General features: G+C 65.9%; 19 protein-coding genes. 8 read left to right on the top strand and 11 right to left on the bottom strand.

Translation table 11 applies throughout. The annotated features are described in order from the left end of the window. Positions 1-33: 33 nt before the first annotated feature. The 3 genes from Q1L59_RS09240 to Q1L59_RS09230 all read right to left on the bottom strand — a co-directional run bounded on the left by Q1L59_RS09240 (position 34) and on the right by Q1L59_RS09230 (position 4,068). Positions 34-1,761, bottom strand: a complete 1,728-nt coding sequence (locus Q1L59_RS09240) for an autotransporter assembly complex family protein (protein ID WP_300331251.1) — start codon at positions 1,759-1,761, stop codon at positions 34-36. Between the two features lie 246 nt (positions 1,762-2,007). Further along, positions 2,008-3,516: a methyl-accepting chemotaxis protein gene (locus Q1L59_RS09235; RefSeq protein WP_300331248.1), complete on the bottom strand. Its 1,509-nt coding sequence runs from the start codon at positions 3,514-3,516 to the stop codon at positions 2,008-2,010. 87 nt (positions 3,517-3,603) lie between these two features. Next, on the bottom strand, positions 3,604-4,068 hold the full coding sequence (locus tag Q1L59_RS09230) for a rhodanese-like domain-containing protein (RefSeq protein ID WP_300331245.1): 465 nt from the start codon (positions 4,066-4,068) through the stop codon (positions 3,604-3,606). A gap of 587 nt (positions 4,069-4,655) precedes the next feature. Here Q1L59_RS09230 and Q1L59_RS09225 point away from each other — a divergent pair. Continuing rightward, the gene (locus tag Q1L59_RS09225; RefSeq protein ID WP_300331242.1) at positions 4,656-5,570 is read left to right on the top strand and encodes a DMT family transporter; all 915 of its coding nucleotides are present in this window, start codon (positions 4,656-4,658) and stop codon (positions 5,568-5,570) included. Positions 5,571-5,632: 62 nt separating this feature from the next. On the opposite strand, the gene Q1L59_RS09220 is transcribed toward Q1L59_RS09225, so the two are convergent. The 4 genes from Q1L59_RS09220 to Q1L59_RS09205 all read right to left on the bottom strand — a co-directional run bounded on the left by Q1L59_RS09220 (position 5,633) and on the right by Q1L59_RS09205 (position 9,939). Continuing rightward, positions 5,633-6,076 (bottom strand): universal stress protein, encoded by a 444-nt coding sequence (locus tag Q1L59_RS09220; protein WP_300331239.1) that lies wholly within the window; start codon positions 6,074-6,076, stop codon positions 5,633-5,635. 128 nt (positions 6,077-6,204) lie between these two features. Continuing rightward, entirely contained in the window at positions 6,205-7,464 is a 1,260-nt protein-coding gene (locus tag Q1L59_RS09215) for an MFS transporter (protein WP_300331236.1), read from the bottom strand. Further along, on the bottom strand, positions 7,461-8,894 hold the full coding sequence (gene tilS / locus Q1L59_RS09210) for a tRNA lysidine(34) synthetase TilS (RefSeq protein ID WP_300331233.1): 1,434 nt from the start codon (positions 8,892-8,894) through the stop codon (positions 7,461-7,463). The genes Q1L59_RS09215 and tilS overlap by 4 nt, the downstream gene beginning before the upstream one ends. Before the next feature lie 76 nt (positions 8,895-8,970). Further along, positions 8,971-9,939, bottom strand: coding sequence for an acetyl-CoA carboxylase carboxyltransferase subunit alpha (locus tag Q1L59_RS09205; protein ID WP_300331230.1), 969 nt, complete (start codon positions 9,937-9,939; stop codon positions 8,971-8,973). Positions 9,940-10,122: 183 nt separating this feature from the next. On the opposite strand from Q1L59_RS09205, the gene Q1L59_RS09200 reads away from it, so the two are divergent. Next, positions 10,123-11,166, top strand: a complete 1,044-nt coding sequence (locus Q1L59_RS09200; RefSeq protein ID WP_300331228.1) for an Rpn family recombination-promoting nuclease/putative transposase — start codon at positions 10,123-10,125, stop codon at positions 11,164-11,166. Positions 11,167-11,311: 145 nt separating this feature from the next. Here Q1L59_RS09200 and Q1L59_RS09195 read toward each other — a convergent pair whose 3' ends face one another. Together Q1L59_RS09195 and Q1L59_RS09190 are read right to left on the bottom strand one after the other, a co-directional pair. Further along, positions 11,312-14,956: an NB-ARC domain-containing protein gene (locus Q1L59_RS09195; RefSeq protein ID WP_300331224.1), complete on the bottom strand. Its 3,645-nt coding sequence runs from the start codon at positions 14,954-14,956 to the stop codon at positions 11,312-11,314. Positions 14,957-15,030: 74 nt separating this feature from the next. Next, positions 15,031-16,455, bottom strand: coding sequence for a pyridoxal-dependent decarboxylase (locus Q1L59_RS09190; protein ID WP_300331221.1), 1,425 nt, complete (start codon positions 16,453-16,455; stop codon positions 15,031-15,033). 192 nt (positions 16,456-16,647) lie between these two features. On the opposite strand from Q1L59_RS09190, the gene Q1L59_RS09185 reads away from it, so the two are divergent. Continuing rightward, the gene (locus tag Q1L59_RS09185; protein WP_300331218.1) at positions 16,648-18,084 is read left to right on the top strand and encodes an HDOD domain-containing protein; all 1,437 of its coding nucleotides are present in this window, start codon (positions 16,648-16,650) and stop codon (positions 18,082-18,084) included. 5 nt (positions 18,085-18,089) lie between these two features. Here the strand turns inward: Q1L59_RS09185 and cysB are convergent, their stop codons facing one another. Beyond that, positions 18,090-19,037, bottom strand: coding sequence for an HTH-type transcriptional regulator CysB (gene cysB / locus Q1L59_RS09180; protein ID WP_300331215.1), 948 nt, complete (start codon positions 19,035-19,037; stop codon positions 18,090-18,092). A 128-nt stretch (positions 19,038-19,165) separates the two neighbouring features. On the opposite strand from cysB, the gene Q1L59_RS09175 reads away from it, so the two are divergent. The 5 genes from Q1L59_RS09175 (at position 19,166) to rlmB (ending at position 24,142) form a co-directional block, all read left to right on the top strand. Further along, positions 19,166-20,884 carry a nitrite/sulfite reductase gene (locus Q1L59_RS09175; RefSeq protein ID WP_300331211.1) on the top strand — a complete coding sequence of 573 codons (1,719 nt, stop codon included), beginning with the start codon at positions 19,166-19,168 and terminating at the stop codon, positions 20,882-20,884. After that, positions 20,877-21,398, top strand: coding sequence for a DUF934 domain-containing protein (locus Q1L59_RS09170; RefSeq protein WP_300331208.1), 522 nt, complete (start codon positions 20,877-20,879; stop codon positions 21,396-21,398). The genes Q1L59_RS09175 and Q1L59_RS09170 overlap by 8 nt, the downstream gene beginning before the upstream one ends. Next, the gene (locus tag Q1L59_RS09165; protein WP_300331205.1) at positions 21,395-22,126 is read left to right on the top strand and encodes a phosphoadenylyl-sulfate reductase; all 732 of its coding nucleotides are present in this window, start codon (positions 21,395-21,397) and stop codon (positions 22,124-22,126) included. The genes Q1L59_RS09170 and Q1L59_RS09165 overlap by 4 nt, the downstream gene beginning before the upstream one ends. Positions 22,127-22,128: 2 nt before the next feature. After that, a complete protein-coding gene (locus Q1L59_RS09160) occupies positions 22,129-23,205 on the top strand; it encodes a carboxysome shell carbonic anhydrase domain-containg protein (RefSeq protein ID WP_300331202.1) in 1,077 nt (358 codons plus the stop codon). Positions 23,206-23,359: 154 nt separating this feature from the next. Continuing rightward, positions 23,360-24,142 (top strand): 23S rRNA (guanosine(2251)-2'-O)-methyltransferase RlmB, encoded by a 783-nt coding sequence (gene rlmB, locus Q1L59_RS09155; RefSeq protein ID WP_300331199.1) that lies wholly within the window; start codon positions 23,360-23,362, stop codon positions 24,140-24,142. Here rlmB and Q1L59_RS09150 read toward each other — a convergent pair. Next, a complete protein-coding gene (locus Q1L59_RS09150) occupies positions 24,139-26,400 on the bottom strand; it encodes a polysaccharide biosynthesis tyrosine autokinase (protein ID WP_300331196.1) in 2,262 nt (753 codons plus the stop codon). The genes rlmB and Q1L59_RS09150 overlap by 4 nt on opposite strands. Between the last annotated feature and the right edge of the window lie 15 nt (positions 26,401-26,415).

Below are 26,415 nucleotides of genomic sequence, written 5' to 3'. Positions count from 1 at the left end.
TCGCGCGCCACCTTCGGCTTCATCGCTGCCGCCTCAAAACGGAATCGCCAGCGAGAAATCGAGGCGCAGCTTGCCCACGCGCTGGCCCCACGCGAGATCGATGCCGAGCGGCCCGGCCGGGCTGCGCCAGCGCGCACCGACGCCGTAACCGGTCGCCAGCTGACGCACCCGGCGCTCGTCGAAGGCATCTCCAGCATCGACAAAGACCGCCGCACCCCAGGTCGCGCTGAGCCAATGCAGGTACTCGGCGCTCATCGTCAGCAGATAGCGTCCACCCACGGTCGCCGTCCCCTCGCGCACGCCGAGGCTCTGGTACGCATAGCCGCGCACTGAATTGCTGCCGCCGGCGCGAAAGAGGAAGTCCTGCGGAATCCCGACGCGCGAAGGCGCCAGCGTGGCACCCACTTCGCCCCGCACGAGCAAGGCGTCGCGCGCGCTCAGCGGGATCCCCTGGCTATAGCGCAGATAAGCGCGCAGGAAGTCCTGATCGGACAGCAGGTTCCGGCTGCCGCCGCCGAGCTGCACCTGCAGCGAAACGCCCTCGGCCGGGTCGAGCGGATCGACCGCGTGCCGCCAGGTCCACGCGAGCAAAGCGGTCAGCGCCCGGCTGCTACTCTCGGGCGCGCCGTCCGGCAAGCGCTTCTCTTCCTGCCAATTGACGCTCAGCCGTTGCTCGACGCTGCCGCGCTGCTGCACGCGCATCGCGCCAACGGCAAAGCGGCGAATCGCCAGCCCGGCGATATCCGACTCCTCGAACGACGTGCCGACGCCGTCGCGCCGTCGCCGCTCATCGGGCGGGAAGAACAGATCGGCATACGCCGTCTGACGCAACTGCTCGATGCGCAATCCGCTCTGCAACTCCCAGGCGCGCGAAAAGACATCGCTGTTGCGATACGTCGCCTCCATGCGCAAACCCGTATTCGTGCTGTAGCCGCCGCCAAGCGACACCTGGTAAGGCGAACGCTCGCGCAAACGGACGAGCACCGGCGCCGTCAACGCGCCGTCGCTGGCCAGCGCGGGCGCGTCCGCCCGCTCGTCGGCACGCTCGAGCGTGACGCTCACCGACGAGAAATAGGGCGTGCTCTGCAGGGCATTCTGCAAGGCGAGCAGGCGGTCCTCACGGTAGTTGTCACCGACCTTGACGCTGTCGTTGAAACGCGCGACGAGCGCCGCCGAATAGCGCTGCAGCCCGCTGATCTTCAGTTCGCCGAAGCGATAACGCGGCCCCGTTTCGGCGACGATGTAGAGCTCGACCCGACGGGCCACCGGATCAACCTCGGCGCGCGTCTCGCGCAGCCGCGCACCGGCGTAGTCGACCGCCAGCAAGTCGGCGAGCAGCGCATGCTTGGCCTCGTCCCAGTCGCTTTGGCGAAACGCTTGCGCGCGCTTCAGCCGCCAACCGGCGATCAGCGACGCGCGCCTTTCCTCGGTCAAATCGCCGAGCAGAGCGATGTGTACCGCACCGATCAGCGAGCGCTCACCCGACTCGACGAGCAGCACGAGTTCGCCGTCGTCGCGGCGCAACTCGACGCGCGGCGAGAAATAGCCTTCGGTCGCCAGCAGATTCGCCGCCTCGCGCTGCGCCCGGCGAGCGAACGCAGCCTCCTCCGTCGCATCGCCCAGATCGGGCCGCTCGAGAAAGTTTGCCAGCAAGCCGCGCAGCTCGGCCGGCGCGATCAGCCTCGGCACCTCGGCGAAAACCGGCCAGCCAGACAGCAGCCCGGCGAAGGCGAGTGCGGCGAGAGCGGAAGAGGAGGACATGGTGGAATCGGCAGGTGGTCGACACGCGCCGGATCGCACCGGTGCGGCGTCCGTCAGCATACTACCGCAAAGCGCCGGCGCGGCCACCTTCAGCCCGCACCGGCGGACACCAACACCACACAGCGGCGACGGCAAGCAGCAAGTGGGAAACGCGCTTTGCCCGGCAGCCGACGGCCAGCGCCAACGCACCTCTTTGTTTATCTGCCAGACCGCCGAAGCGCTTGCCGAAACTCTGGCGAGGATCGATCAGGTCTTGAAATCGGCCACCGTCTGCTTCAGATCGGTTGCCATTCGTTCCAGGTCTTCAGCCGCATTACTGGTTTCCCGCACTTGCTCAAGATTGCCTTGCGCCAGCTTGGCAATCGCCTCGACATGGTGGCCGATGGCCGTCGCCGCCGCATGCTGCGAGTTCACCGCCTCGACGATCTCGGCCACCACCTGCCTGACCTGCCCGCCGGTCAGGCGCACCTGTTCCATCGCCCTTCCGGCGTGCGACGAGAGGCCGGCGATCTCGCCCGATCTTCGTTGGCATTCGGCGATTCCACTCACCGACTGCTCGATCTCGTGGCGAACCGTGCTGAGGATGTCGCCGATCCCGGCCGTTGCGGTGTCGGTCTTGTCGGCTAGTTTGCGCACTTCGTCCGCTACCACGGCAAAGCCGCGCCCCAGTTCGCCGGCGCGCGCCGCCTCGATCGCGGCGTTCAGCGCCAGCAAGTTGGTCTGTTGGGCAATTTCGCGAATCACCTGAACGATGGCATCTACCTCGCTCGAGCGCTGCCGCAGACCGCCGAGTTGTACGGCAAGTGCGCCAACGCTGTCGCTGGTAGCCTGAATCGCTTGCCCGACCTGCCCAACGATGGCGCTGCATTCGGTCGCCACTGTGGTTGAGGTTTCGGTCAGTTGCCCGGCTTCGCGCGCACGCTTGTCCAGATCGGTAATGGTGACATGCAAGGTGTCGACCACGGCTACGGCTTCGTGTGATGACGTTTGCTGGCGTGCCGAGCCGTCCCGGACGCGCTCGGCAACGCTCACCATGTTGGTGGCAGCGACGCGCAGACCTGCCATGCTGTCCAGAACGCGGCAAACGATCTGCTGCAACCCATTGATCAGCGAATTGAACGCACCGGTGACCCGACCGAGTTCGTCCTGATGCGGCCACTCCACACGGCGGGTCAGATCGTGTTCCCGATCGACCGAGACGATGGCCGACTGCAGGCGGTGCATCGGCGCCATGATTCGCCGATAGGTGGCGACGAAAAGCGCCAATAGGGCGACCGTCAGGAGAACGCTGGTCGCGCTGACGAGCGCGACCAGCCGTTCGATGCGCGCAGCAGCTTCCACCGCCGAGCGTGCGCGCAACTGGCCAATCTCCTGACTGAGGGCGTTCCCCAGATTGATCAGGCGACCAAAGGCAACCATCGCTTCGTCGTTGTCTGGCCCCGGCGACCTGACTTGCAGGAACGCTTCGATACTGCTGCTGAAGGCTTGCCACTTGGGTGAAATCTGACTACTCAGCGCTGCTTGCAGCGGAGTCCCCGAGCTGGCCGCGATCAGCCTCGGCCAGACGTCATTGAAGGCTTGCACGCTCTTGCGTGCCAAGTCCTTGGCTGCCGGCGTACCCTGGGTCAGGATTACTTCATCGAGACCGCGCAGGCTGAGCTGCAGATTGATGAACTGTTGCGCAGACGAAGCCTCGATCTCCGCTTCCCGTTCGAGCATGCGGTAACCATAAATGCCGGCAATTGCCAGAAACAAGACGATTGCCAACGAGAGGCAGCCAGCGATCAGCAGCCGACTGCCGATTGATGGGTTGCACAGGCGCACTGAACCGCTTTCTGGCTACTACTGGGCAACCGGAAGATTTCGCGCTGTCCACCCGGCAAAACCTTCACGCATCCACAGAACATTCTTGTACCCGGCGTTGATTGCCAGAGTAGCCGCCTTGTACGACTTCCAGCCTTTCGGCCCGTCGCTGTAGAAGACGACCTGGGCGCTCTTTTCAGCCGGCAGCTTGGCGAGCTCGAACGCGTCTTGGCTTGCGTCAAAGGTGGGACTGAAATCGCTCTTCTCCTTGTAGGAGACAATCGTCGCGCCGGGAACGTGCCCTTTGCCGAAATTCAGCGCGTTGCGTGTGTCGAAGAATGCGGCTGACTTCTTGTCGAGCAGGCTCTTCGCTTCATCGACGCTGACCACTTTTCCACCGCGAATACTGACTGGGGTATCGGGTTTGTCGTCTGCTGCCCAAGCAGGCGTAGTCAGGCAGGCGCTGACAAGGGTCGAAACGAGGACTGCTTTTCTTGGCCACATGCATGTTCTCCCAATGGTCTTCAACGAACGGGCGGCGACACGCCGCTGAGGAGCATTACGGCCAACTCACGGTCAACTTGAGCGCTGCTGGATCGACCAGCGGAATGAGATACCGGCGCCAGGGATGTGCCGCAGCAATGAGGAGCCGGCGGTTCCGCCTCGTCAGTCTCGATGACGACGTCGTGACCGCTGAGCGCACCCTGACTCGTGCTGCTCGTCCGCCCGGACGGCGAGCGCCGACGAAAGATGGATTGGAGCCTGCTGGGCGTGCTTGGCATGCCTGACGGCTTCGGGGGTCGGCCTGCAGTCAGTCGGTTGGCGGGGGCAGTTCCGACCAGCACGAGCGCATCCAGGCCAGGCCGCAGCAATCCAACGAGTATGTTTAAGCTGGATTTTCCCATGTCCTGCTGGGCGGGCGCGCGGCCACCGCCGCTCGCCGAATCGTCGGCAAGGAAAGCGGTGAGCAACGATTTTCCTGTCGCCGCGTCGTCGGCTTGGGCATAATCGACGGTTGCGCGCCGTCGGAGCGAGCCGGCTGGCGCATCCTCAAGAGACCCGCGGCGCTGGCGCCGCCATCGACTGCCCGCATGCACGAACGTACGCCGCCCGGCATCGCCGCTTTTGTCCTGATGATCGTGCTCTGCGCCACCTGGGGCTTCCAGCAGGTGACGATCAAGATCGCCAGCGCAGGAATCAGTCCGGTTCTCCAGTCCGGGCTGCGCTCGGCGATCGCCGTCCTGCTACTCCTTGTCTGGGCGCGCTGGCGCGGGATCGCGCTGACCCAGGCCGACCGCAGCTTGCGCCCCGGCCTGCTGGCCGGTTTTCTTTTCGGGCTGGAGTTCGTCTTCATCTATCTCGGGCTGTCCTACACCACGGCGTCGCGGCTGATCGTCGTCCTCTACACGGCGCCGTGCTTCACGGTTCTCGGCCTGCACTACTTCGTCGCTGGCGAGCAGATGCAGCGGCGACAACTGGCCGGCGTGCTGCTCGCGTTCATGGGTATCGTCTTCGGTTTTTCCGGTGAGAGCGGTGGACCGCCCGGTGCCTGGATCGGCGATCTGCTCGGACTGCTCGCGGCGATCGGCTGGGCCGCGACAACGGTGCTCATCCGGGCAACTCGGCTGGCCACGATCAGCGCCAGCAAGGTTCTGTTCTACCAACTCGCGGTATCGGCGGCACTTCTCCTGCCGCTCTCGCCGTTGATCGGCGAGGCCGGGATCAGCCAGCTCAGCCTGCCGGTCGTCCTCGCCCTCGCCTATCAAGGCGTGATCGTCGCTTTCGCCAGTTATCTCGCCTGGTTCTGGCTGCTGACGCGCTACCTTACCACCCGGCTGGCGGTCTTTTCGTTCCTGACGCCGCTTTTTGGCGTTGCTTTCGGCGTTGTCATGCTGCACGAGCGCCTTACGCCGAGCTTCATCGTCGCCGTCGCCTGCGTGACTTCCGGCATCGTCCTGGTCAATCTGCCCGCTCCGCGTCAGCGCGCGGCGCGCGTCGACGGCTGACGAACTGGCCGGACGAACGCACGACGGCGACGCCCGCCATCGAGCGCCTGCGGCCTCGCCGCTCAGCGATAGACGAGCACCGGAATCTTCGAGTGCGTCAGCACCTTGTTCGTCTCGCTGCCAAGCAGCAGCGCGCTGAATCCGCGCCGCCCGTGCGAAGCCATGAAGATCAGGTCGCAGCCTGCTTCGTTCGCCGCATCGATGATCGCCTGATACGGCAGGTCGCTGGTCAGCGCCATACAATCGACCTGGACGCCGGCCGCGCGCCCGAGTTCGACGACGAAGTCGAGCACCTGCTGCGCCTGCTGCTCGGCCAGCTCAGCGAATTTTTCCGGCGTCGTCGGGTCGATCAGCGCGCCTTCGCCGAAGTAGCTCACCGGATACTCGGGTTTGGCATAGAAGGCGGTGATTCGCGCACCCGCCTCCTTGGCAAAGGAAATGGCGCGCCGTGCGGTGTCCTGCGAGAGTTCCGAGCCGTCGGTCGGCACAAGGATGTTCTTGAACATGGTGAGTACTCCGGATAACGATCAAACAAAGCGCGGCGAGCGAGCCGACAGGTAACGGCTGGCGGCGCACCGGCGAAACGCGCGCGGGCGCCGTCCAGTGTTTAGTAAAGCCTTCGCCGAGAGGACTGTCAAGGCGCGCGCGTCGTTGCCCCGACACCCAGCGCGGTGAGCACGGCCAGCCCCTGCAGCGCAGCAACGCCGACCAGGACGGCAGCGAAGCGCCGGCCATCCATCAATCCGCCAAAAACCAGCGGCGCCAGCGCCAAGCCGCTGTCCAGACCCGAATAGACGAAGCCATAGACGCGACCGTAGGCCGCCTGCCCGAAGCGAGAGGTCGCTGCGCGGCGCACGAGAAGATCGCGCGAGGGTCCGGCAATTCCAGTGCAGAAGCCGATCGCCGCCATCAGCGGGAGCACCGCCGGCGCGGCGAGCGGCACTCCGGCGACAAGCAGCGCGAGGAGCGCGGCGACCAGCAGCGCGGCGGCGATCAACTTTTCGTGTTCGCCCTTCCGGGCGAGGAAACCGCCGGCGAGAATTCCGCCGGCACCCCCGGCCAGGTAGGCGGAGAGTGCCGTCGCGCCAGCGGCCAGCGACAGACCGTGCAGGTTCTGCAGGATCGGCGTGGCGAAATTCTGGATCGCGCCGAAGGCGGTCGTGATGAGGAGAAAGAAAAGGAAGCAGAGCCAGACGCCAGGCGCGCGCAGGAAGGCGAAGGTGGACACCGCCGGCTCACCGCCGCCCAGCCCGGAAGTCGCTCCGGCGCCCCAGCCCGGCGGGTCGGCAAGCGTCTGGCGGCGCGAGAAGAGCAGAGCGAGCGCGAACAGTGCGAGACCAGCCGCGGCGAGCGCCGCCAAGCGCCAGCCGAACGCTGCGGCGAGCGCGGTCAGGAAGACTGGCGCCAGCGCCCAACCGAGGTTGCCCGAGAGCCCATGGATGGAGAAGGCGTGCGGCAGGCGCGGCGACGAGACGTGTCGGTTGAGCACCGTGAAGTCGGCCGGATGGAAGACGCTGTTGCCCAGACCGGCGACGCCGCCGACCAGCGCCAGCATCGCATAGCCGTCGGCCAGCGCGAGAAGCAGCGCAGCCGCGGCGAAACAGGCGATGCCGCCAGCGAGGACGCGCGCCGCGCCGTAGCGGTCGACCAGGAAACCAGCGAGCGCCTGGCCGATCGCCGAGACGACGAAGAAGATCGTCATCGTCATACCGATCGCACTGAAACTGAGACCGAAGTCGTTCATCAGCCAGGGAAAGAGTGGCGGCAGCAGCAGGTGGAAAAAGTGCGAGACAGCATGCGCGAAGCCGATCAGCGAAATGACCTCGAAGTCGCGTGCCGGCGGCTCGGCGCTCTGCGCAGTAGCCAATGGCGTAGCGGGTCGAGGGTGGTTCACGGGCGCACAGTTCCGGGCGCAACGAATCCGTCGGCGGCCGGCGCGCGTGCCGCACTTACCTCTTCGCCGATGGCCAGACCGTCCTCACCAGCGGCGCAGGCAAAAGCGGCGGCGCAACCGATGCCACCGCCGACCCAGGCCAGTTCATCGCCGGCCCAAAGCAAGGGCAGACGGTGTCGCTCCCAGCACGGCACGCCGGCTTCCTGCAGCAGCTGGCTCAGGCTGCGCCGCGGGCGCCGCGTGTCTAGCTGCAAGCGCTCACCGCCCTGGCGCAGACGCAACCAGACGGACAGGCCGCTCAACCGGCGACGGCTGAGTCCGCCGCCGACCACCGGACGGAATGAAATCAGCCGCTCGCCCCAGGCGACTTGCTCTTCGCCTCGCCAGCACACAGCGCTTGGCAGCGCCGGCGCGGTGCCGGTCAATACGTACAACCGGCCACGATGCACGCGCAGTTCGCCGTCCTCGGTCCTCAGGCAGGGCTGTGCGCCGGCAGCGCTGCCGACCAATTGCCGCTGCGCCTCGGCGAGCCAGCGCGCGTCCGGGCTGCGCCAGCCGGCGCTGGCCAGCTCGTAGCGCAGAAGGTTGCGCGCGCGCGCCGACGACAGCCCCTGCAAACGCGCGAGCTCGATTCGCCCGCCGTCACCAGCGACGCACTGCCGGTCGGCATGGGCCACTTCGTCAAGCAATTCCTGCGCCTCGGCGAAGTGTGCCGCGGCACGCGCCAGCGCCGGAGCCGCCGCCGGAAAGACCGTGCTCAGCCGCGGCAGCATTTCGCGACGCAGGAAGTTGCGCCGGAAGCGACAGTCGGCATTGCTCTCGTCTTCGACCCAGGCGAGTGAATTGGCCGCCGCATAGTCGGCCAGTGCGCTACCTGGCAGTTCAAGGAGCGGCCGGATCAGCCGCGGCCCTCGTGGCAAGGCTCGCGCGCTGCGCATCCCGGCCGCGCCGGCCACCCCCGCGCCGCGCAGCAGGCGGAAGAGGACGGTTTCCGCCTGGTCGTCGCGGTGATGGGCCAGCGCCAGCCAGTCGGCCGGGCAGTCGGCGAAAGCGGCGTAGCGCACACGGCGCGCGGCCGCTTCCAGCCCGGCGCGATCGTTGCGCACAACCTCTACGCGGACGACGTGCAGCGGCACGGCAAGCCGCGCGCACAGCTCGTGACAGAAGGCTGCCCAGGCGCCTGCGTGTTCGCTCAAACCATGCTCGACATGCATGGCCGAGAGGCGCCAGCGACCGCCAGCGAAGTCTGCGGCCCGCAGGTGTACCAGCGCGTGCAGCAAGACGACGGAATCGCGCCCACCGGAAAGTCCGACACACAGGCTCTGATCGGCCGCCAAGCGACTGGCGAGAAAAGCGGCGAGCGTTGCCAGCAACTCAGCGCGCAGCGCGTGCTGCGCCAGATCGCCCGGACGCACCGCCGGCTGGCTCATCGCACGTCGGCAAGCGCCGCCAACGCAATGGCCGCCGCTCTGCATTCCTGCCCGCCAACGGCCTGCCGACAAGCGTTCAACAGTAGACGAGTTCCTTGACTCGCCCGTAGGTCATCAGCCGGTCGACGCGTCGCCGCACGAGCTCGTCTGAGGGGACGGCAGTCAGCTTGTGCAGCGCTTCGCGCAGCGTCCTTTGCAGGTTCTGCGCCATCGCCACAGGGTCGCGCTGCGCGCCGCCGTCGGGTTCGTCGACGATGCGGTCGATCAAACCGAGCGACATCAGCCGCGTCGCCGTGATGCCCATGATTTCAGCCGCCTCGCTCGCTTTGTCGGCGCTTTTCCAGAGTATCGACGCGCAGCCTTCGGGCGAAATCACCGAATAGGTCGAATACTGCAGCATCTGCACCAGGTCGCCGACGCCAATCGCCAGCGCACCGCCCGAACCGCCTTCGCCGATCACCGTGACGATGATCGGCACGCGCAGTTCGGCCATTGCGTAGAGGTTGCGGCCGATAGCTTCCGACTGGCCGCGCTCTTCCGCATCGATGCCGGGATAGGCGCCCGGCGTATCGATGAAGGTGAGCACGGGCAAGCCGAACTTCTCGGCCAGCCGCATCAGACGCAGCGCCTTGCGGTAGCCTTCAGGACGCGGCATACCGAAGTTCCGGAAAAGCTTCTCCTTGGTGTCGCGCCCTTTCTGGTGGCCGATGACGACCATCGGCTCGCCATCGAAACGCGCCAATCCGCCGACGATGGCGTGGTCGTCGGCAAACGCGCGATCGCCGTGCAGTTCCTCGAAATCGGTAAACATGAGGCGAAGGTAATCAAGCGTGTAAGGCCGCTGCGGGTGGCGCGACACCTGTGATACCTGCCACGCCGAGAGCTTGGCGTAGATCTCGCGCGTCAGTTGCTGGCTCTTCTTCTCGAGGCGGGCAATCTCGTCCGAGATATCGACCGCCGAATCGTCCTGGGAGAAGCGCAAGGCCTCGATCTTGCCTTCGAGGTCGGCAATCGGTTGTTCGAAGTCGAGAAAAGTGGTCTTCATCAGGCCCGGCCGTATCTGCAGGAATGCGATGGGAAAACACGTTATTCTAACCGAAAGACCACCCGGAAGACCCTGCCGGCCGCGCCTGGTCGGCCAGAGCAGCCGGATGAATGGCGGCACGCCACAACGATCCGCCTGGCTCGACGCCGGCAATCCCGGAGTCGTCCACTGTACAATTTCCGCATGAAGCACGATACCGGCTACAAGCTACTCTTCTCCCACCCGGAAATGGTGCGCGATCTGCTGTGTGACTGGGTTCCGGGCGACTGGCTGGCTGAGGCGGACTTCTCGACGCTGGAGCGGATGAACGCGAGCTACGTGGCCGAGAACGAGAAGGAACGCCACGACGACATGGTCTGGCGCCTGCGTCTGCGCGATCGCTGGCTGTGGGTCTACCTGGTGCTCGAGTTTCAGTCGGAAGCCGACCGCTGGATGGCGCTGCGCATGCTGGTCTATGCCGGACTGCTGGCGCAGGATCTGGTCAGGCGGGGCGAACTGAGCGATGGCAAACTGCCGCCCATCCTGCCAGTCGTTCTCTACAACGGCCAGCCGATGTGGAGCGCACCGACCAATGTGCGCGATCTCTTTGTCGCGCCACCACCCGGCCTGGCCGACCACCAGCCGAATTTCGCCTATCATCTGATCGACGAGGCGCGCCTGCGACTGCATCCGGCAACCAGTGTGCGCAACGCGGTCGAGGCGCTCTTCCGGCTCGAGCACGGGCGCTCGCCAGACGAGCTGCGGCGCGTTATCCAGGCGCTCGACGCGCTCCTGCGCGATCCGCAACAGCAGCCGATGCGGCGCTCGTTTACCAACTGGATCAAGCGCCTCTTGCACCGCAAGGCGGCCTCGACCACACTCTCGGCGATGGCGACCGAGATTGACGCAATGAGTGATTTCATGGAGGCCGACAGCATGCTCGCCGAACGTATCGAAACCTGGTTTGAGGAAGCAACCCAACGGGGACTTCAGCAGGGAATTCAGCAGGGAATTCAGCAGGGAATTCAGCAGGGAATTCAGCAGGGAATTCAGCAAGGTCGCGTGGAGGGCCGCCACGAGGGCGAAGCGCACCTCCTGGCCCGCTTGCTGGCCCAGCGCTTCGGGCCCTTGCCCGAGTGGGTTGACCAGCGCCTGAAACAGGCGAGCGAAGACGAACTGAGCTCATGGGGCGAGGCCGTGCTCAGCGCGCCAACGCTGGCCGCGGTGTTCGGCGAGCGGCGGCGCTGAAGGGCGCGTTTTCCGGCGACGCAGCCGGCCATCTGAGGCTGCCGAGTGCAAGGCAGCGCAGACCAAACGAATCTCGGCAAGGCGAGCGCGACGCTCGCGCTGGGTCCCGCGCCCTCGGCGAGGTCGACCGCCGCAAACACGCGCACTACGCCAGCCGCCGGGCGATCAGCTCGCTCGTCGGCGCTTCGTCGCTTGCCGCCTGCCGCCGCGCGAGGACTTCGGACAGTGCCTCGACCTCGGCCACCGTCGGCGGATCGCTGCGACGACCACTGGCGAGTACGAGACGGGTGAGAACGGCGTCGAGCGCGGTCGGGTTGGCCAGCGCGTGCGGGACGAGTGCTCGGATCATCTCTCGCTGTTTCGCCGACAACCCTCCCTGCCCAGCCTGGGCAAGGATTTCGGCAGCCAGCCGGGCAGCGATGTGCGGGATGAAACCAGGATCGGGAACGGCCAGCGACTCGCCGGCGGTGATTTGCGGCTCGCCTCCGGCAAGTCGCACAAAACCGGCTGCTGGTCGCTGATAAAGGCGCTGCAGGCGGGCGAAGCTGAGCGGTTCGCGCGCCCAGTCGGGAAACTCCAGGGAGTCGGCGCGCCGCCCGGTGTAGACGTGACCGACCCGGTGCAGGCCGGCGAACTCGCGCAGGTAAGCCGCTTCGGGCAGACGACGCAAACGATCGTCGAGCACGAACGGCGTCCACCAGTACGCCCGCATCGCATTGACGCGCGCCGTCATGCGCGCACAGAAGCTCGGGTCCTGAACGTTGTGCGCAGCGCGCTGCGCCCACTCAAGGGCGCTCTCGATCGCCTGGACATCGGACGGCGGGGCGCCTGATGTAGTAGCGCTCGGCCGACAGACGAGGATCGCCTCGGCGAGCGCCAGACAGGCCGGCGCCTGGTAGCCGGCGAAGCCCGAGTCAGCCAGGCCGAGGGCATCGTCCAGGATCTGCCCGGCGAGCGCCGTTTCGCCGAGCAGCCAGCCGAGCGCCTGGGCGATCGCCAGCATCAGTCGCTTGTGCTGCGCCCAGATGTCGCTGCCCGCGCGTTCACGGCCAGGTTTCAGGCACGCCGCCTGGGCCATCAGTTGCTGCGCCTGGTCGACCAGCCCCTGCCGCGCGTGCGCATCGCCCGCCTGCGCGCGCAGCGCCTCGGCGGCGATTGCAACGCCCCGTTCGAACTCGACGCTACCGCCACCGAGTGCCGATTCAACAATACTTACGACCGCCTCCTTGACCCAGGCGCCGCCGTCGGCGCGCGGGTAGCGGACGACGTAGCCGAGCAGCAGCCAGAGCGTGCTCAGACGGTATTCCGGGTAGTTGTAGTTGCTGTAGACGCTGAGGTAACGCGCCAACGCCTGGCTGCCACGCGCCGGATCGCGCGCCGCGTAGGCGACCAGATAGGGGCCGTCGAGGTCGGCCAAATAGCCGGTCTTCGTCTGTTCGGCCAGCTCGCCTTCGGGCAGACCGGGGATGCGCTCGCGGTAGATGCCGCGCGTCGGCTGCGGTCGATCCGGATTGTGCACCTCAGGGTCTAGTCCACGACTGACGATCAGTTCGCGGCTGTACTCGCCACCGCCCACTCGTTTGAGGAGTTCTTCGATCAGGCACTCATCAGCTTCGCTCGGCGGCACAGGGAAGGAAAACACCGGCGGCGACGCAGCGTGCAGGTCGGCGGCGAGCCAGCGCCAGAGGTCCTGCAGAACAGCGTGCGGACCGAGTTCGGCATGCACTTCGTCGGCCAGGCGGGTGGCGGCGGCCGGCCTGAGTGGCGCGGCCAGCCAGGCAAGTACGAGCAACAGCACCTGCCGCCAGTACTCGTCGAGCGGCAGTAGTTCGCTGCGCCGGCGCGCGCCGTCGAGCTTGCCCTGTCTGGCCAGGGCAAGGATCGGCTGCGGCTGTCCATGCGTGCGCTGAAAGCGGCGCAAGTTGTCGACCGCGCGCACGAGGAGCGCCACGCCAAGCGGTTGATCGTCGCCGAGCACCGCGTGCAGCGCGCTCTGCAAGGCCTCGCGCAGCGCCGGCAGATCGCCGAGCGCGTTCTCGTGCGCCTGCTGCCACGTGGCGTCGCCCACCAGCGCAACGAGAGCGGCGCAGCGTGCGTGGCGCGCGCACGGCTCCGCGTGGAGCGCCGCCTGCGCGCGATGAAAAGCGAGCCAGCGCCAAGCGAAGGCGTTATCGGTCTGCGGGTAATCTCCCCAGGCGTCGGCCAGCGCGCAGTGCAGCGCCGCCCGGTCGGCCAGCCGGCCAGCAAGGTAGTTGCGCAGCACGTCGTGCAGACGCAGCGTACCCGCGCTGCCGTCGTACTCGACGAGCGCTAGCGGAGCCAGCCGATCGCCGACCAGTCGCTCGGCCAGCCCGGCGTCGAGGCCGGCCGTGATCTGCCAGAGCTCGGCAGCAGCGGCCACCGGGAGCGCCACGTCCTGCGCAAAGATCGCCAGTTCGGCGTACCGTTGACGCTCATCGGGGTCCAGCAGCTCGACACTGGCATCGACCGTCGCAGCTACCGCCTGGTCGCGTTCGGCGACATCGCGCGCCGGGTCGAAGGCGCGCACGCCCTGGCGTTGGAGGTCGCCAGCGACCGCGTCTAGCGCTTTATCGAGCGGCGTCCTCTGGCGCAGCACGCGCTGGCGCAGCGTTCGGTTGGCCAGTCCGAGAAGGACCGGCCAGCCGCCGAGTTGTTCGGCCAGCGCCATCATGCGCGCGCTCTGCCCACCCGGCAGGCCGGCGCCGAGCAGCTGCCGGGAGTCTCCAGTGTGCATCGTCGCCAGCTCGACGACCAGCGCGTCGATGGGTAGCGCGTTCGTGTTGCGCGTCGTGATCAGGCGGGCGCAGCCGGTGCTCGCGTCGCTTAGCTCGCGAATCTGCGCCTCGTCCCAGACATCGTCGAGAACGAGTAGCAACTGCCGGCCGCGCAGCGCTGCCTGCAACTGCGCGCGAGCACCAGGCAAGCTCTGGCAGCCGCTCAGCTCGCCGGTCAGGGCGACGACGAGGTCACTGATCAGCGCATGCGCCGACGTGGGGTTCTTGCCCAGCGTCACCCACAGCATGCCGTCACGGCATGCCCGGCGGACGGCTGCGTCGGCGCAGAAAAGGCGCGCCAGCGTCGTCTTGCCGACGCCACCGAAGCCGTGCAGTGCGACGGTGAGCGGTAGCAGTTCGCCGTCGGCCGCCAGCAGGTGCGCGCGCAGCCGGTTCAGGTCGTCGATGCGTGGCACGTGATCGGCGGCTGGGAGCGGCGCCTGAAACGGCACCAGACGGCGACCCACGACCGTCGGTGCCGGTCCCTGGAGCGTCGCCGTCAAGCTGATCGTGCCACCCGCGACGAGCTTGTCGAGTTGCTGATTGAACTTGTACTTCAGTTCATCGACGCTCTTGTAGACGGTGTAGAAGTGGCCGAGCGCGCCAAGCCTTTCCTGGAAAGCCCAGACGCTCGCCAGATCGCCGTCGCGCGCGCTGCCCGGATCGGGTGGCAGGTCTTTGAAATACGTGTAGACCAGCGGCCGGCCGCTCGCCTTGAACTGGGCGACGGCCGTGGCGAACTCTTCCTCGCTGTAACGACCGACTTTCGTGCAGAACAGCATCAGGAAGATGTCGCAGGCGCGTATCGCCGCGTTGTAGTCGTCCTGCAGGCGCGTCGGCGACAACGCGTCGAGAAAATCCTCCCAGACAATCAGTTCGATGAAGGCACCGTGCGCATGCCAGTCCTTGTTCTTGCGGTTGATGAAGATCTCGAACTCGCGCCGGTCGTCGATCAGTTCGGCCGAGGAAGCAAGAAAGATTTTCGTCTTCGCCATGGAAGGTTCCTTTGCTCATCGTCAAGCCTACCGTACCCGCAGGCGCGGCATGGCCGCAGGCGCGCCGCGCTCTCTTATCCCGCTGTCGTCGCGACCGCGCGTACCGCCGCCTGCAGCAGCGCGACGTCGGCCGATGTCGTCTGCCAGTTGTCGAAGGCGGCGCGGATGGCAGCACGGCCATGCCAGACGGTGCCGGTGACGAAGACGCGACCGTCGCGCTGAATCGCGTCCACCGCATCACGGTTGAGCCGATCGGTCGCCGCCTCGTCGAGACCGTCGCGGATCAGCCGAAAACAGACGATGTTGAGCGGTGCAGGGTTCATCAAGGCGAGGCCGGGCGTCGCCTCGACCCAGCGAGCGAAAGCGGCCGCGTTATCGACACAGCGCTCGACGACCGCGCGATAGCCCGCGCGACCAAAAGCCTTGAGTGCGCACCAGGCGGCCAGCCCGCGAAATCGGCGTGACATTTCAGGAACGTGCATGCACGGATCCCAGCCGGTACCGCCCGCAACATACGCCGCCCCGACGGCAAACACCTGGCGCAGCAGGGCCCCGTCACGAACGAAGGCAAAACCGCTGTCGTAAGGTACGTTCAGCCACTTGTGGGCGTCGGCGGCCAGTGAGTCGGCGCGCTCGATTCCCTGCGTCAGGTGCGCCAGGCGTGGCGCGACGCTGGCGAACAGCCCAAAGGCACCGTCCACGTGCAACCACGCACCGGCCGGGTGCGCATCGCGCAGGTCGGCAAGCCCGGCAAGATCGTCGAAATGACCGCTATTTACCTCGCCCGCGTTGCCGACGATGATCGCCGGTCCGTCGATACGGCGGAGCAGCTCGGCCATCGCCGCGACGTCGACCGAACCCCTCGGCGCGCTGACCAGGTGCACCTGTCGCCGCCCGAGACCGAGCGTTCCCAGACACTTGACGGCGCTCAGGTGGATTTGCGCGCTGGCGACGACGGTGATCGGCGGCTGACCAGCCAGGCCGTCGGCAGCGGCGTCGAAACCGAGTTGCCGGCCAGCCCATTGGCGCGCCGCGGCCAGACCAATCAAGTTGGCCATCGTCGCACCGCTGGTCAGCGCGCCGCTCCATTCCGACGGCAGCCGGAAGAGTTCCTTCAGCCAGCGCAGGACGACGAGTTCGGTCTGCGCTGCCGCCGGGCTGCCTGCCCACAGGCCGGCATTCTGGTCGATCGCCGACGCCAGCCAGTCGCCAGCCAGCGCCGCCGGCGTCACGCCGCCGGTGACAAAACCGAAGAAGCGCGGTCCAGGTGACGCGGTGATTCCCGGCTCGGCGCGCCTGAACCACTCGTCGACGACGACTGCTGGATCGCTACCGTCTTCCGGCAGTGGCTCGTCGAGGGCGGCTGCCATTTCTTCGGCTGACGGCACGCGACTAACCGGGCGCTCGCCGAGTGAGGCGAGAAAGGCGCTCGCCAGCGAATGGGCTCGACGCAACGGCGCAGCGCCTGGGGAGGAAGTCAGCTCGTCGGGTGCAGGCATTGCGGGTGCTCCAGGTGACGTAGGCACGCGGCGGATCGAGCCGTCCGGCAGTTACCGGCAGTCGCCTTGGCGACCTGCCGATTGACGATGACCCGCCGATCACAGGATACTAGCACTTCTGGTGCAGAGGTTCCCCGTTGGCCACCCGGTGCTCGCCCGGCCGGCGGCGACGGACGACGAGCGAGGTCGCGCATGGGATTGGCAGAACTGACGTTGAGCGACGCTTCGCTGATCACCGCGACCTTCCTGTTCACCGACATCGAAGGCTCTACCAGCCTGTGGGAGCGCGAGAGCGCGGCGATGCGCGTCGCCTTGCAGCGCCACAACGCGCTGCTGGGTGCGGCAATCGACGAGCATGGCGGTGACGTCTTCAAAACGATCGGCGATGCTTTCTGCGTCGCCTTCACCGACGCTGGCGCGGCGCTGAACGCGGCCTGCCGCAGCCAGATGCTGCTCGCCGCCGAAAAATGGCCAACGCGCGCCGCACTACGTGTGCGCATCGCGCTGCATACCGGCACGGCATATGTTTGCGCCGGCGACTACTTCGGCACGACGGTCAACCGCTGCGCGCGCCTGCTGGCAGTGACACGCGGCGGCCAGACGCTGCTCACCTCGACCACCGAAGCACTCGTCCGCACGAGCCTGCCGAGCGCCACCCGCCTGCACGACGCGGGCATGCTGCGGCTGCGCGATCTGCCGCACCCCGTACACGTCTTCCAGCTCGTACACCCCGGCTTGGCGGCGAATCTGCTCGAGGTAGGCGACGTCACGCCCGCCCGCAAGCCCGAAGCGCGCGCCGAGGCCCGCTTCCGGCCAAGCGACCTGTACGAGGTGCCGACCTTGCCGGCGATCGTCCTGCAGGCAATGAAGGCGCTGCAGGACCCTCGGTGCAACGCGAAGACGATCGAACGCGTGGTCGCGCGCGATCCGGCGATTTCGGCCAAAATCCTGCGCGTCGCCAACTCGGCCTTCTTCGGCTACTCGCGGCGCATCGGCACGATTGCCGAGGCGATTCAGTTACTCGGTTTTGCCAATGTACAGGGAATGATCATTTCGGTCGGCGCCTTCGACGCCTTCCGCGCCGAGCGCTTGCGCCTGCTCGACCTCTGGCGGCACTCGATCACCACGGCAACGGCGGCGCGTTTCCTCGCGCCGCTCGTCCGCTGTTCGCCGGATGAAGCGTTCATGGCCGGTCTGCTGCACGACATCGGCAAGCTGATCCTGGCCGTTCAGGCGGAACCCGGCTATCAACGCGTGCTCGACCTGCGGCTGGCATCGCCAGTGACCAACCTCGCCGCTGAGCGCGCGCTGTTCGACTTCACGCATCCCGAGGTAGGTGAAATGGTCGCCGAGCGCTGGGATCTCCCGCCGCGCTACGTCGCCGCCATCGCGCACCATCACCAACCGGTGGCGGCGGGCGGCGAGACGGTTTTCTGTGCGCTGATCGGGCTCGCCGACCGCGCCGCCTACACCACCCTTCCCGACACAGACCGGGAAGCCGGCGGCGACGACGAAGTCGCCGAACTGCTCGCCATGCTCGGACTTGCCACCGAGCATTGGGACGGCTGCCGTGCGCACCTGCTCGCCGGGCAGGCAGAGATCGAGGCTCTACTCGGCGCCATCCAGTAGCACGCTCAAAGCTGGTACTCGTCTTCCGGGCCGCCGCCGACCATCGCCCGGTCCACCGCCCGGCGCGTCAGGTGCGAGGCAAACAGTTCGATGAAGTCGTATTCATAGCGCCGGATGTAGGTCCCACGACGCAAGCCGATACGCGTTGTGTTCGAACCGAACAGGTGCTCGGCGGGAATCGCCTGCAGACCGGCATCGCGCTCCGGATCGAAAGCCATGCTGGCAATGATGCCGAGGCCGAGGCCAAGGCTGACGTAGGTCTTGATGACATCGGCATCGGTCGCGGTGAGCACGATGCTCGGCACCAACTGCGCGAGTTCGAACGCCTTGTTGATGCGCGAACGGCCGGCAAAGGCGGTATCGTAGGTAATCAGCGGCCAGCGCGCGAGCGCGGCGAGCGCCAGCACCCTGGTTTCGAGAATCGGATGGCCGCTCGGTGCGATCACGCAGTGCGCCCACTGATAGCAGGGCAGCATGACGAGCTGCGGATACTGATCGAGCGCTTCGGTGGCGATCGCGATGTCGGCCTCGCCTTGCAAGGTCCATTCGGCGATTTGCGCCGGATGACCCTGGTGCAGCGACAGACGCACCTTCGGGTAGCGTTCGACGAAGCGCTTGATCACCGCCGGCAGCGCGTAGCGCGCCTGCGTGTGCGTCGTCGCGATAACCAGACTGCCTGAATCGCCGGCCGCGTACTCCTCGCCGACGCGCCGGATGTTTTCGGCTTCGCGCAGCATCCGCTCGGCAATCTCGAGCACGACGCGGCCGGGCTCGGTGATTGCCGTCAAACGCTTGCCGCTGCGCTCGAAGACGATGACGCCAAGTTCGTCTTCGAGCAGCCTGATCTGCTTGGAGATGCCCGGCTGCGAGGTATAGAGCGCCTCGGCCGCTTCCGAGACGTTGAGGCGGCAGCGCGCGACTTCGACCAGATAGCGCAGTTGCTGGAGTTTCATCGCCGTTTTGAATTACCAATGGTTATAACAATCTAACTCAATATTCTTTTTCGATCAAACGCTGCGCTGCTACGATGGGCGCCGCTTTGCCCTGCCGTTCATGGCATGGGTTCATCAGAGGAGTGCACATGTACCGCTACGACAGCACCGACCAACGGATCATCGACGAGCGGGTGGCACAGTATCGCGAGCAGATCGCGCGCCATCTCGCCGGCGAACTTTCAGCCGACGAACTGCGTCCGCTACGCCTGCAGAACGGCCTCTATATCCAGCGCCACGGTCCCATGCTGCGCATTGCCATCCCCTACGGCATGCTGGCGGCACGCCAACTGCGCAAGCTGGCCGAAATCGCGCGCCATTACGATCGTGGCGTCGGACACTTCACGACGCGCCAGAACATGCAGCTCAACTGGCCGCAGTTCGAGGAAACGCCGGACATGCTGGCTGAGCTGGCGAGTGTCCAAATGCACGCTGTGCAGACTTCCGGCAACTGCGTGCGTAACATCACGACCGACGCCTTCGCTGGCCGCGCACCGGACGAAGTGGTCGACCCGCGCCCCTACTGCGAACTGCTCCGCCAATGGTCGACCTTCCACCCGGAGTTCGCCTTCCTGCCGCGCAAGTTCAAGATCGCCGTCAATGCCGCGGCGACCGATCGTGCGGTGATTCGCGCGCACGACATCGGCCTGGATGTGCAGCGCAATGCCGACGGCGAGATTGGCTTCCGCGTCTTCGTCGGCGGCGGCCTCGGGCGGACGCCGATACTCGGCCAGGTGCTGCGCGACTTCCTGCCGCGCCAGCACCTGCTGACCTACCTGGAAGCGATCATTCGCCTCTACAACCTCTACGGGCGGCGAGACAATCTGTACAAGGCGCGCATCAAGATCCTCGTCCAAGCTCTCGGCATCGAGGAATTCGCCCGTCAGGTGGAGGCCGAGTGGGAGCACCTGCGCGATGGACCGTCGACGGTTCCCGCTGAGGAATTCGCCCGCCTGGCCGAGCACTTTGCGCCGCCCGAGTGGCAACCGCTGGCGGCCGAAGACGCTCGCCATACGGCCCATCTGGCGAGCGACCGCGCCTTTGCCAACTGGGTCAGCCGCTCGGTCCATAGCCACCGGACACCCGGTTACGCGGCCGTCACGCTGTCCTTGAAAGCGCCGGGCACCGCCCCCGGCGACATCACCGACGAACAGATGCTGGTCGCTGCCGACCTCGCCGATCGCTTCAGCTTCGGCGAACTGCGCGTGACGCACGAACAGAACCTGGTTCTCGCCGACGTTCGCCTGGCGGACCTCTACGAGGTCTGGCAGGTCGCCCGCCAGCATCGTCTGGCGACCGCCAACATCGGCCTGCTCACCGACATGATCTGCTGCCCGGGCGGCGATCTCTGCGCGCTCGCCAACGCCCGTTCGGTACCGATCGCGCAGGCCGTGCACGAGCGTTTCGACGACCTCGACTATCTGTACGACATCGGAGACATTTCGCTCAACATCTCCGGTTGTATGAACTCCTGTGGTCACCACCACGTGGCCAACATCGGCATCCTGGGCGTCGACAAGAACGACGAGGAGTGGTACCAGGTAACGCTCGGTGGCCAGCAAGGAAACGCAACGACGCTCGGCAAGGTGATCGGCCCGTCGTTTCGCGCGCACGAAATCCCCGACGTGATCGCTGCGTTGATTGCCGTCTATGTCGAGCAACGCACGCCGAGCGAGCGCTTCATCGATACGCTGCAACGAATAGGCAGCGACGCGTTCAAGGCACGCGCCTACGCCGGACGCGACCGGCGGCGCGCCGCGAGCCGCGTCGATCGCAAGGACAAGGAAAGCGAGGCGCTGCATGTCTAGGATCATCAAGCACGGGCAAGTCGTCGCCGACGACTGGCAGGTTCTCGCGCTGAGCGAAGGCGCCAAGCCGGAGTCGATCGAGCTGCCGAGCGGCCGCACGCTACTGCCGCTCGCCGTCTGGCTGGCCCACCGCGACCAAGTGGCGGGCCGACCCGAGGGCTTTGGCGTCTGGCTCGACAGCCACGAGGAACCCGCCGCCCTGGTCGGCGACTTCGCGCGGCTGGCGGTGATCGGGGTCAACTTCCCAAAATTTACCGACGGCCGCGGGTATTCGATTGCCCGCCTCCTGCGCGAGCGTCATCACTACCCGGGCGAGATTCGCGCGCTCGGCGATGTCCTCCAGGATCAGTTGTTCTACATGCAGCGTTGCGGCTTCGACGCGTTCGTCCTGCGCGCCGACAAGGATATCCAGCGGGCGCTCGCCGGTCTGCGCGTTTTCAGCGAAACGTATCAGGCAGGCGTCGATCAGCCGCGGCCGCTTTTCTGCCGTCGCGCCAAGGCAGCGACGGCATGAATCGGGCGCTCGATCTCGCCGATCCCGCGTTGCACGAATCGCTGACACGACGCGTCGAGGCCGTGCGCGCGCTGCTACGGACGATCGCCGCCGACTTCGCGCCAGCGGCGTTTGCCTGCAGTCTCGGCGCCGAAGATATGGTCCTCACCGATCTGATCGTCCGCGATCACCTGCCGATCGAAATTTTCTCGCTCGACACCGGCCGCCTGCCGGCCGAGACCTACGAGCTGATCGACACGCTGCACAAGTACTACGGCCTGAAACTGCGCCTTTTCTATCCACATCACGAGTTGGTCGAACGCTACACGCGGGAAAACGGCATCAATGCCTTCTACGACTCGATCGAGCTGCGCCAGCGCTGTTGTTTCGTGCGCAAGGTCGAACCACTGCAACGCGCGCTCGCCGGGCGCAAGGCGTGGATCACCGGCTTGCGCGCCAGTCAGGCGGCAACGCGCGCCGGCCTGCCATTGCGCAGTTTCGATGCCGACCACGGCGACGGCGGGCTGGAAAAGTTCAACCCGCTCGCCGAGTGGAGCGAGAACGAGGTGTGGGCCTATCTGAAGCTCAATAAGGTGCCGTACAATGCGCTGCACGACCGCTTTTTCCCCAGCATAGGCTGCGCCCCGTGCACGCGCGCGATCACCCCGGGCGAAGACATCCGCGCCGGCCGCTGGTGGTGGGAGAACCCGGAAGCAAAAGAGTGCGGTCTGCACGTCAAACGACCCTGAGCATGGACATTCACGCCAAACCCATCGCCGAACGCATCGACTGGCTGTTCGGGCTGGCTGACCGACACAGTGCAATTTTCCGCAGTCCGGAAGCCTGGTTGGCGCGTGAGCGCTACCTCGCCGAACATCCGACGGCGATCGCCGTGCTCAAATGCATGGACGGGCGAATCAACATTCCGGTGGCAACCAACACGCCGGTCGGCATCCTGATGCCCTTCCGTAACCTCGGCGGCATCTTCGACCTCGGCTGGCCGCACCTTGGCGAGGTGCTCGCGCACCATGTGCAGCGGGTCGTCGGCGCCGGACGGCACGTCGTTTTCCTCGTCACCTACCATTACTCGCAGGGCGATCCGCGCCGCGGTTGCGCCGGCTTCCAATACGATACGGCGGCAGCCATCGCCCATACGCATGAAATCCGCCGCCAGATCGAGCATATCTTCGGCAGCAACCACGGCACCGTCTATCCGCTCGTCTGCGGTTTCGAAACCGATGAGGACGCGCTGGTCATACACGGCACGACCGGAGATACGCTCGACCTGTCGACGCTGACCTCGACCGACCGGGCCACACTCGAACTGCGCCTGGCCGCCCTGCTCCCCGACATGCCAGCGCGCATGCGCGCCGACCTGCTGCCACTGCTGTACGGAAACCTGGAGCATATCGAGGCCGTGCGTGCACAGATTCGCCGTAACGAGCGCCTGCTCGACATCGAGCATCGCGAATGGATGATTTGCCTTGGTCGCGGCTTCGACTTTCTGCATACGCCGAACATTGCGCTGATCATTGGTCCGTACAGCCCGAACCTCGATGTCCCGATTCGCCGCGCAGCGGGAATCATCGAAGCGAACATGCAGGCCGGACGGATTCCCGATGACGGCTTTCTGCTCCTCGCCTCGGTCCCTTACGACGAAATCGGCGTCGACCGCGCGCGCGCAGAGCTCAAGTCGCGCTTTCTTTCGACCTTCGCCGCAGAGGTAATTCGTGCCGAGTTTCCACGTCTTGGCGAACAGATGACGATCCGCACGGCAGTCCTCGACTGGCGCTCGCGCACGCTGGAAGCAATCTCCTGCGCCAGTTGACACCCGCCACAGCGTGCATCGCAGCCGGCCTGCAGTGCATGTCCGCACGTGCCGGCGCCGGGGTAACAGGCAGCGCCGGCCACAGCCAGCCGCAGAGACCGGCGCTCGGCCAATCGCCGCACTCCGTTGAACCCTTTCGCCCACTCGCCGCGCAATGTCCGCATCCACTCGTCTGATCTTCGGCTTTCATGCCATCCTCGCCAAGCTACGGCACGACGCCGCAGGAGTGCACGAAATTTACGTCGACGCCAGCCGAAATGACGCGCGCCTGCGTGACCTCGTTCGCCAGGCCGACTTTGCCGGCGTGCGCGTGCTACCGGTAGAAGCGCAACGACTGGTGGCGATGGCACCGGCCGCCCGGCATCAGGGCGTCATCGCCACGATCGCCGCCAACCAGCGCCACGTCACACTCGACGATGTACTCGACACGCTGGAAGAACCGCCTTTTCTGCTGGTCCTCGACGGCATCCAGGACCCGCATAATCTCGGTGCGTGCCTGCGCGTGGCGGACGCGGTCGGCGCGCACGCCGTCGTTGCGCCAAAGGATCGCGCTACCGGACTGACCCAGACGGCGATCAAGGTGGCCAGCGGCGCGGCTGAAACTGTGCCCTACATCACGGTTACCAACCTCGCCCGAGCGCTGCGCCAACTGCAGACGCGCGACGTGTGGATCATCGGTGCCGCCGCTGAAACCGGTGAGCCCTTGTACTCGGCGCAGTGGCCTTCAGCCTGCGCCTGGGTGCTGGGCGCAGAAGGCGACGGATTGCGTCGCCTGACCCGCGAAACCTGCGATCAACTGATCAGCATTCCGATGTTGGGCACGGTCGCCAGCCTCAATGTCTCGGTGGCGGCTGGCGTCTGTCTGTACGAAGCGCGGCGCCGGCGCGACTCTGGTGGCAGCGCCGCTGCCGGCGGGCCGCTGCCTCGACAGACCTAGCTCTTGTACGAGTACCGATAGACGTAGCCCTTGTAGCCGTAGCGATAACGCTGACGGCTGACGTTCAGGTCGTTGAAAACGAAGCCTTTGACCTGAACACCCGCTTGGTTCAGACGCTTTACCGCCTGCTCGAGTTCACGAATCGGGTGCTTGCCGGCGCGCGCAATCATCAGCGTCGCACCGACATGGCGGCCGATGATCGCCGCATCGGAAACCGCCAGAACCGGCGGCGCATCGACGATGACTGAGTCGAACCGGGCGCTCAGTTCGTTCAGCAACTCGCCGAAACGCTGGTGCATGAGCAGTTCGGAGGGGTTGGGCGGTATCTGGCCGGTGGTCACCAGCCAGAGATGGTCGACCGCTGACTGCTTCAGGATGTCGTCGAGCGAGGCGTGGCCCGCCACGTACTCGCTGATTCCGACCGAGCGCTCAATGCCGAACTCCTTGTGAATGTGTCCCCGCCGCAGGTCGGCGTCGACGATGACCACGCGCTTGTCGACCTGCGCCAGCACTGCACCCAGGTTCTTCGAGATGAAGCTCTTGCCCAGACCCGGGCTGGGCCCAGTGATCAGAAGCGAATTGCGTTGCGCGTCGAGCAAAGCGAAGTGCAGCGTCGTGCGCAAACCGCGCAGGCTTTCAACGGCGTCTTCCTGCGGAAAGGCAACGGCGAGCAACTCACTTCCGCCGCCTGACCGCAAGCGGCGAGTCAACTCGATTTCGTTGCTGCTATGCGGCACCGTGGCATAAACCGGCAGGCCAAGTTGCGCTTCGATCGTTTCCGGGTCTTCGACGACGACACGCAGCGAGCGTAGCAGCCAGATGACGACCATGCTCAGCAGTAGGCCAAGGAGCAAAGAGATGCCGAGAATGGCGACAGGCTTGGCGCCGACCGGTTCGCGCGCGACGACAGCGGGATCGATGACGCGCACGTCACCTACCGTACCGGCCTTTGAAACACGCAACTGCTGCGCCGTGTTGAGAAGTTCCGTGTAGAGCTTGGTCGACACCTCGACATCGCGCGCCAAGCGCAACACGGTCTGTTGCGTGTCGGGTAGCCGCGCCACGTCAGCTTCGAACTGCTTGCGCCTTTCATTCAATCGCTGCAGCTTGTTATCGACTGCCTGAATGCGCGGGTGCTCGGGCGTGAAGTGCTGGCGCAACTCGTCGCGCTCCTGCTTCAGCAGGACGGCGGCGTTTTCAACGTCAACCAGCGACTTGAGGATGCCCTGCGTTTCGATATTGAGGTCGAGCGAGCCACGCGTCTGCCGGTAGTTGTTGTAGGCGGCTTCAGCACTGTCCACCTGCGTCTTCAGCGCGGGCAACTGCGTTTCAAGAAACTTGAGCGTTTTCTCCGCCTCGGCCGAACGCCGCTCAACGTTCTGTCGAACGTAGGTATTGAGAATGTCATCGAGGACGAGACCGATCTCCTGCGCATCCGGACCAAGCAGGCTCAGTTCAAGCACGCCGGATTTCTTGCCACGCTCCCGCACTGAGTATCTCGCCCGCAGGTCGGATATCGCCGCCTCGGCTGAGCGTTTGATGACCCGAAACTGCGTCCCGGGTCGCGCCTTGAGTTGCGCGACGAACGCCGCATAGCCGTTGTTTTCCTTTGCCCGAACGCCAACCTTACCGTTCAGCACACTTTGCCCATCGCCGTCGCGCAGTTCGAAGCTACCCGCCTCGCCGGCAATCAGAATATGCCGCTCGTCGAGCGCGTCAGGCGGCACCTCGAGCGAATCGATCTGAATGCGCTCGCCGCCCCAAGCGAAACTCGACAGACCCAGCCACGGCGAGCTCACTTCTTCACCGTGGTGGCGCCTGAAGAACGCACCGCCAATCAGGGGAAAGGTGCGCGGTGCGGCAACCAGGTCGAGCTTCAGCTTGTTGACCACTCGCCCAAGAATCATCCGCGAGCTGAGGATTTCCAGTTCGGCCGATACGGTCGTGTCGTCGCCAAGCAGCGGCTGGAGCGCTTTCAATGAACCGACGCCCGGACTCTTTTCTTCCACCTGGAGCAAACCGTCGGCCCGATATGTCGGCTTGCTGGCAAAAACCCAACCCACACCCAGGAGCAAGGCGAACAGACAGATCGCTGCAATCAGCCAACGATAGTCCAACAGCACCGCGATGATCTCGCCAAGCGCGAGTCCCTCATCTTCTTCGCCGGCGGGCCCTACCGACTGGCCCTGCAATGCAGCGCCGAGCGTCACCGGGGAAGCGGGTGGGCTGAATATGGGTTTCGCCTGTTCGTTTTCCATGTCTTGTCCGTAGTT

The organism is Accumulibacter sp., from assembly GCF_029255125.1.
Taxonomy (GTDB): Bacteria; Pseudomonadota; Gammaproteobacteria; order Burkholderiales; family Rhodocyclaceae; genus Accumulibacter.
This window is presented reverse-complemented; position numbering and strand designations above follow the sequence as displayed.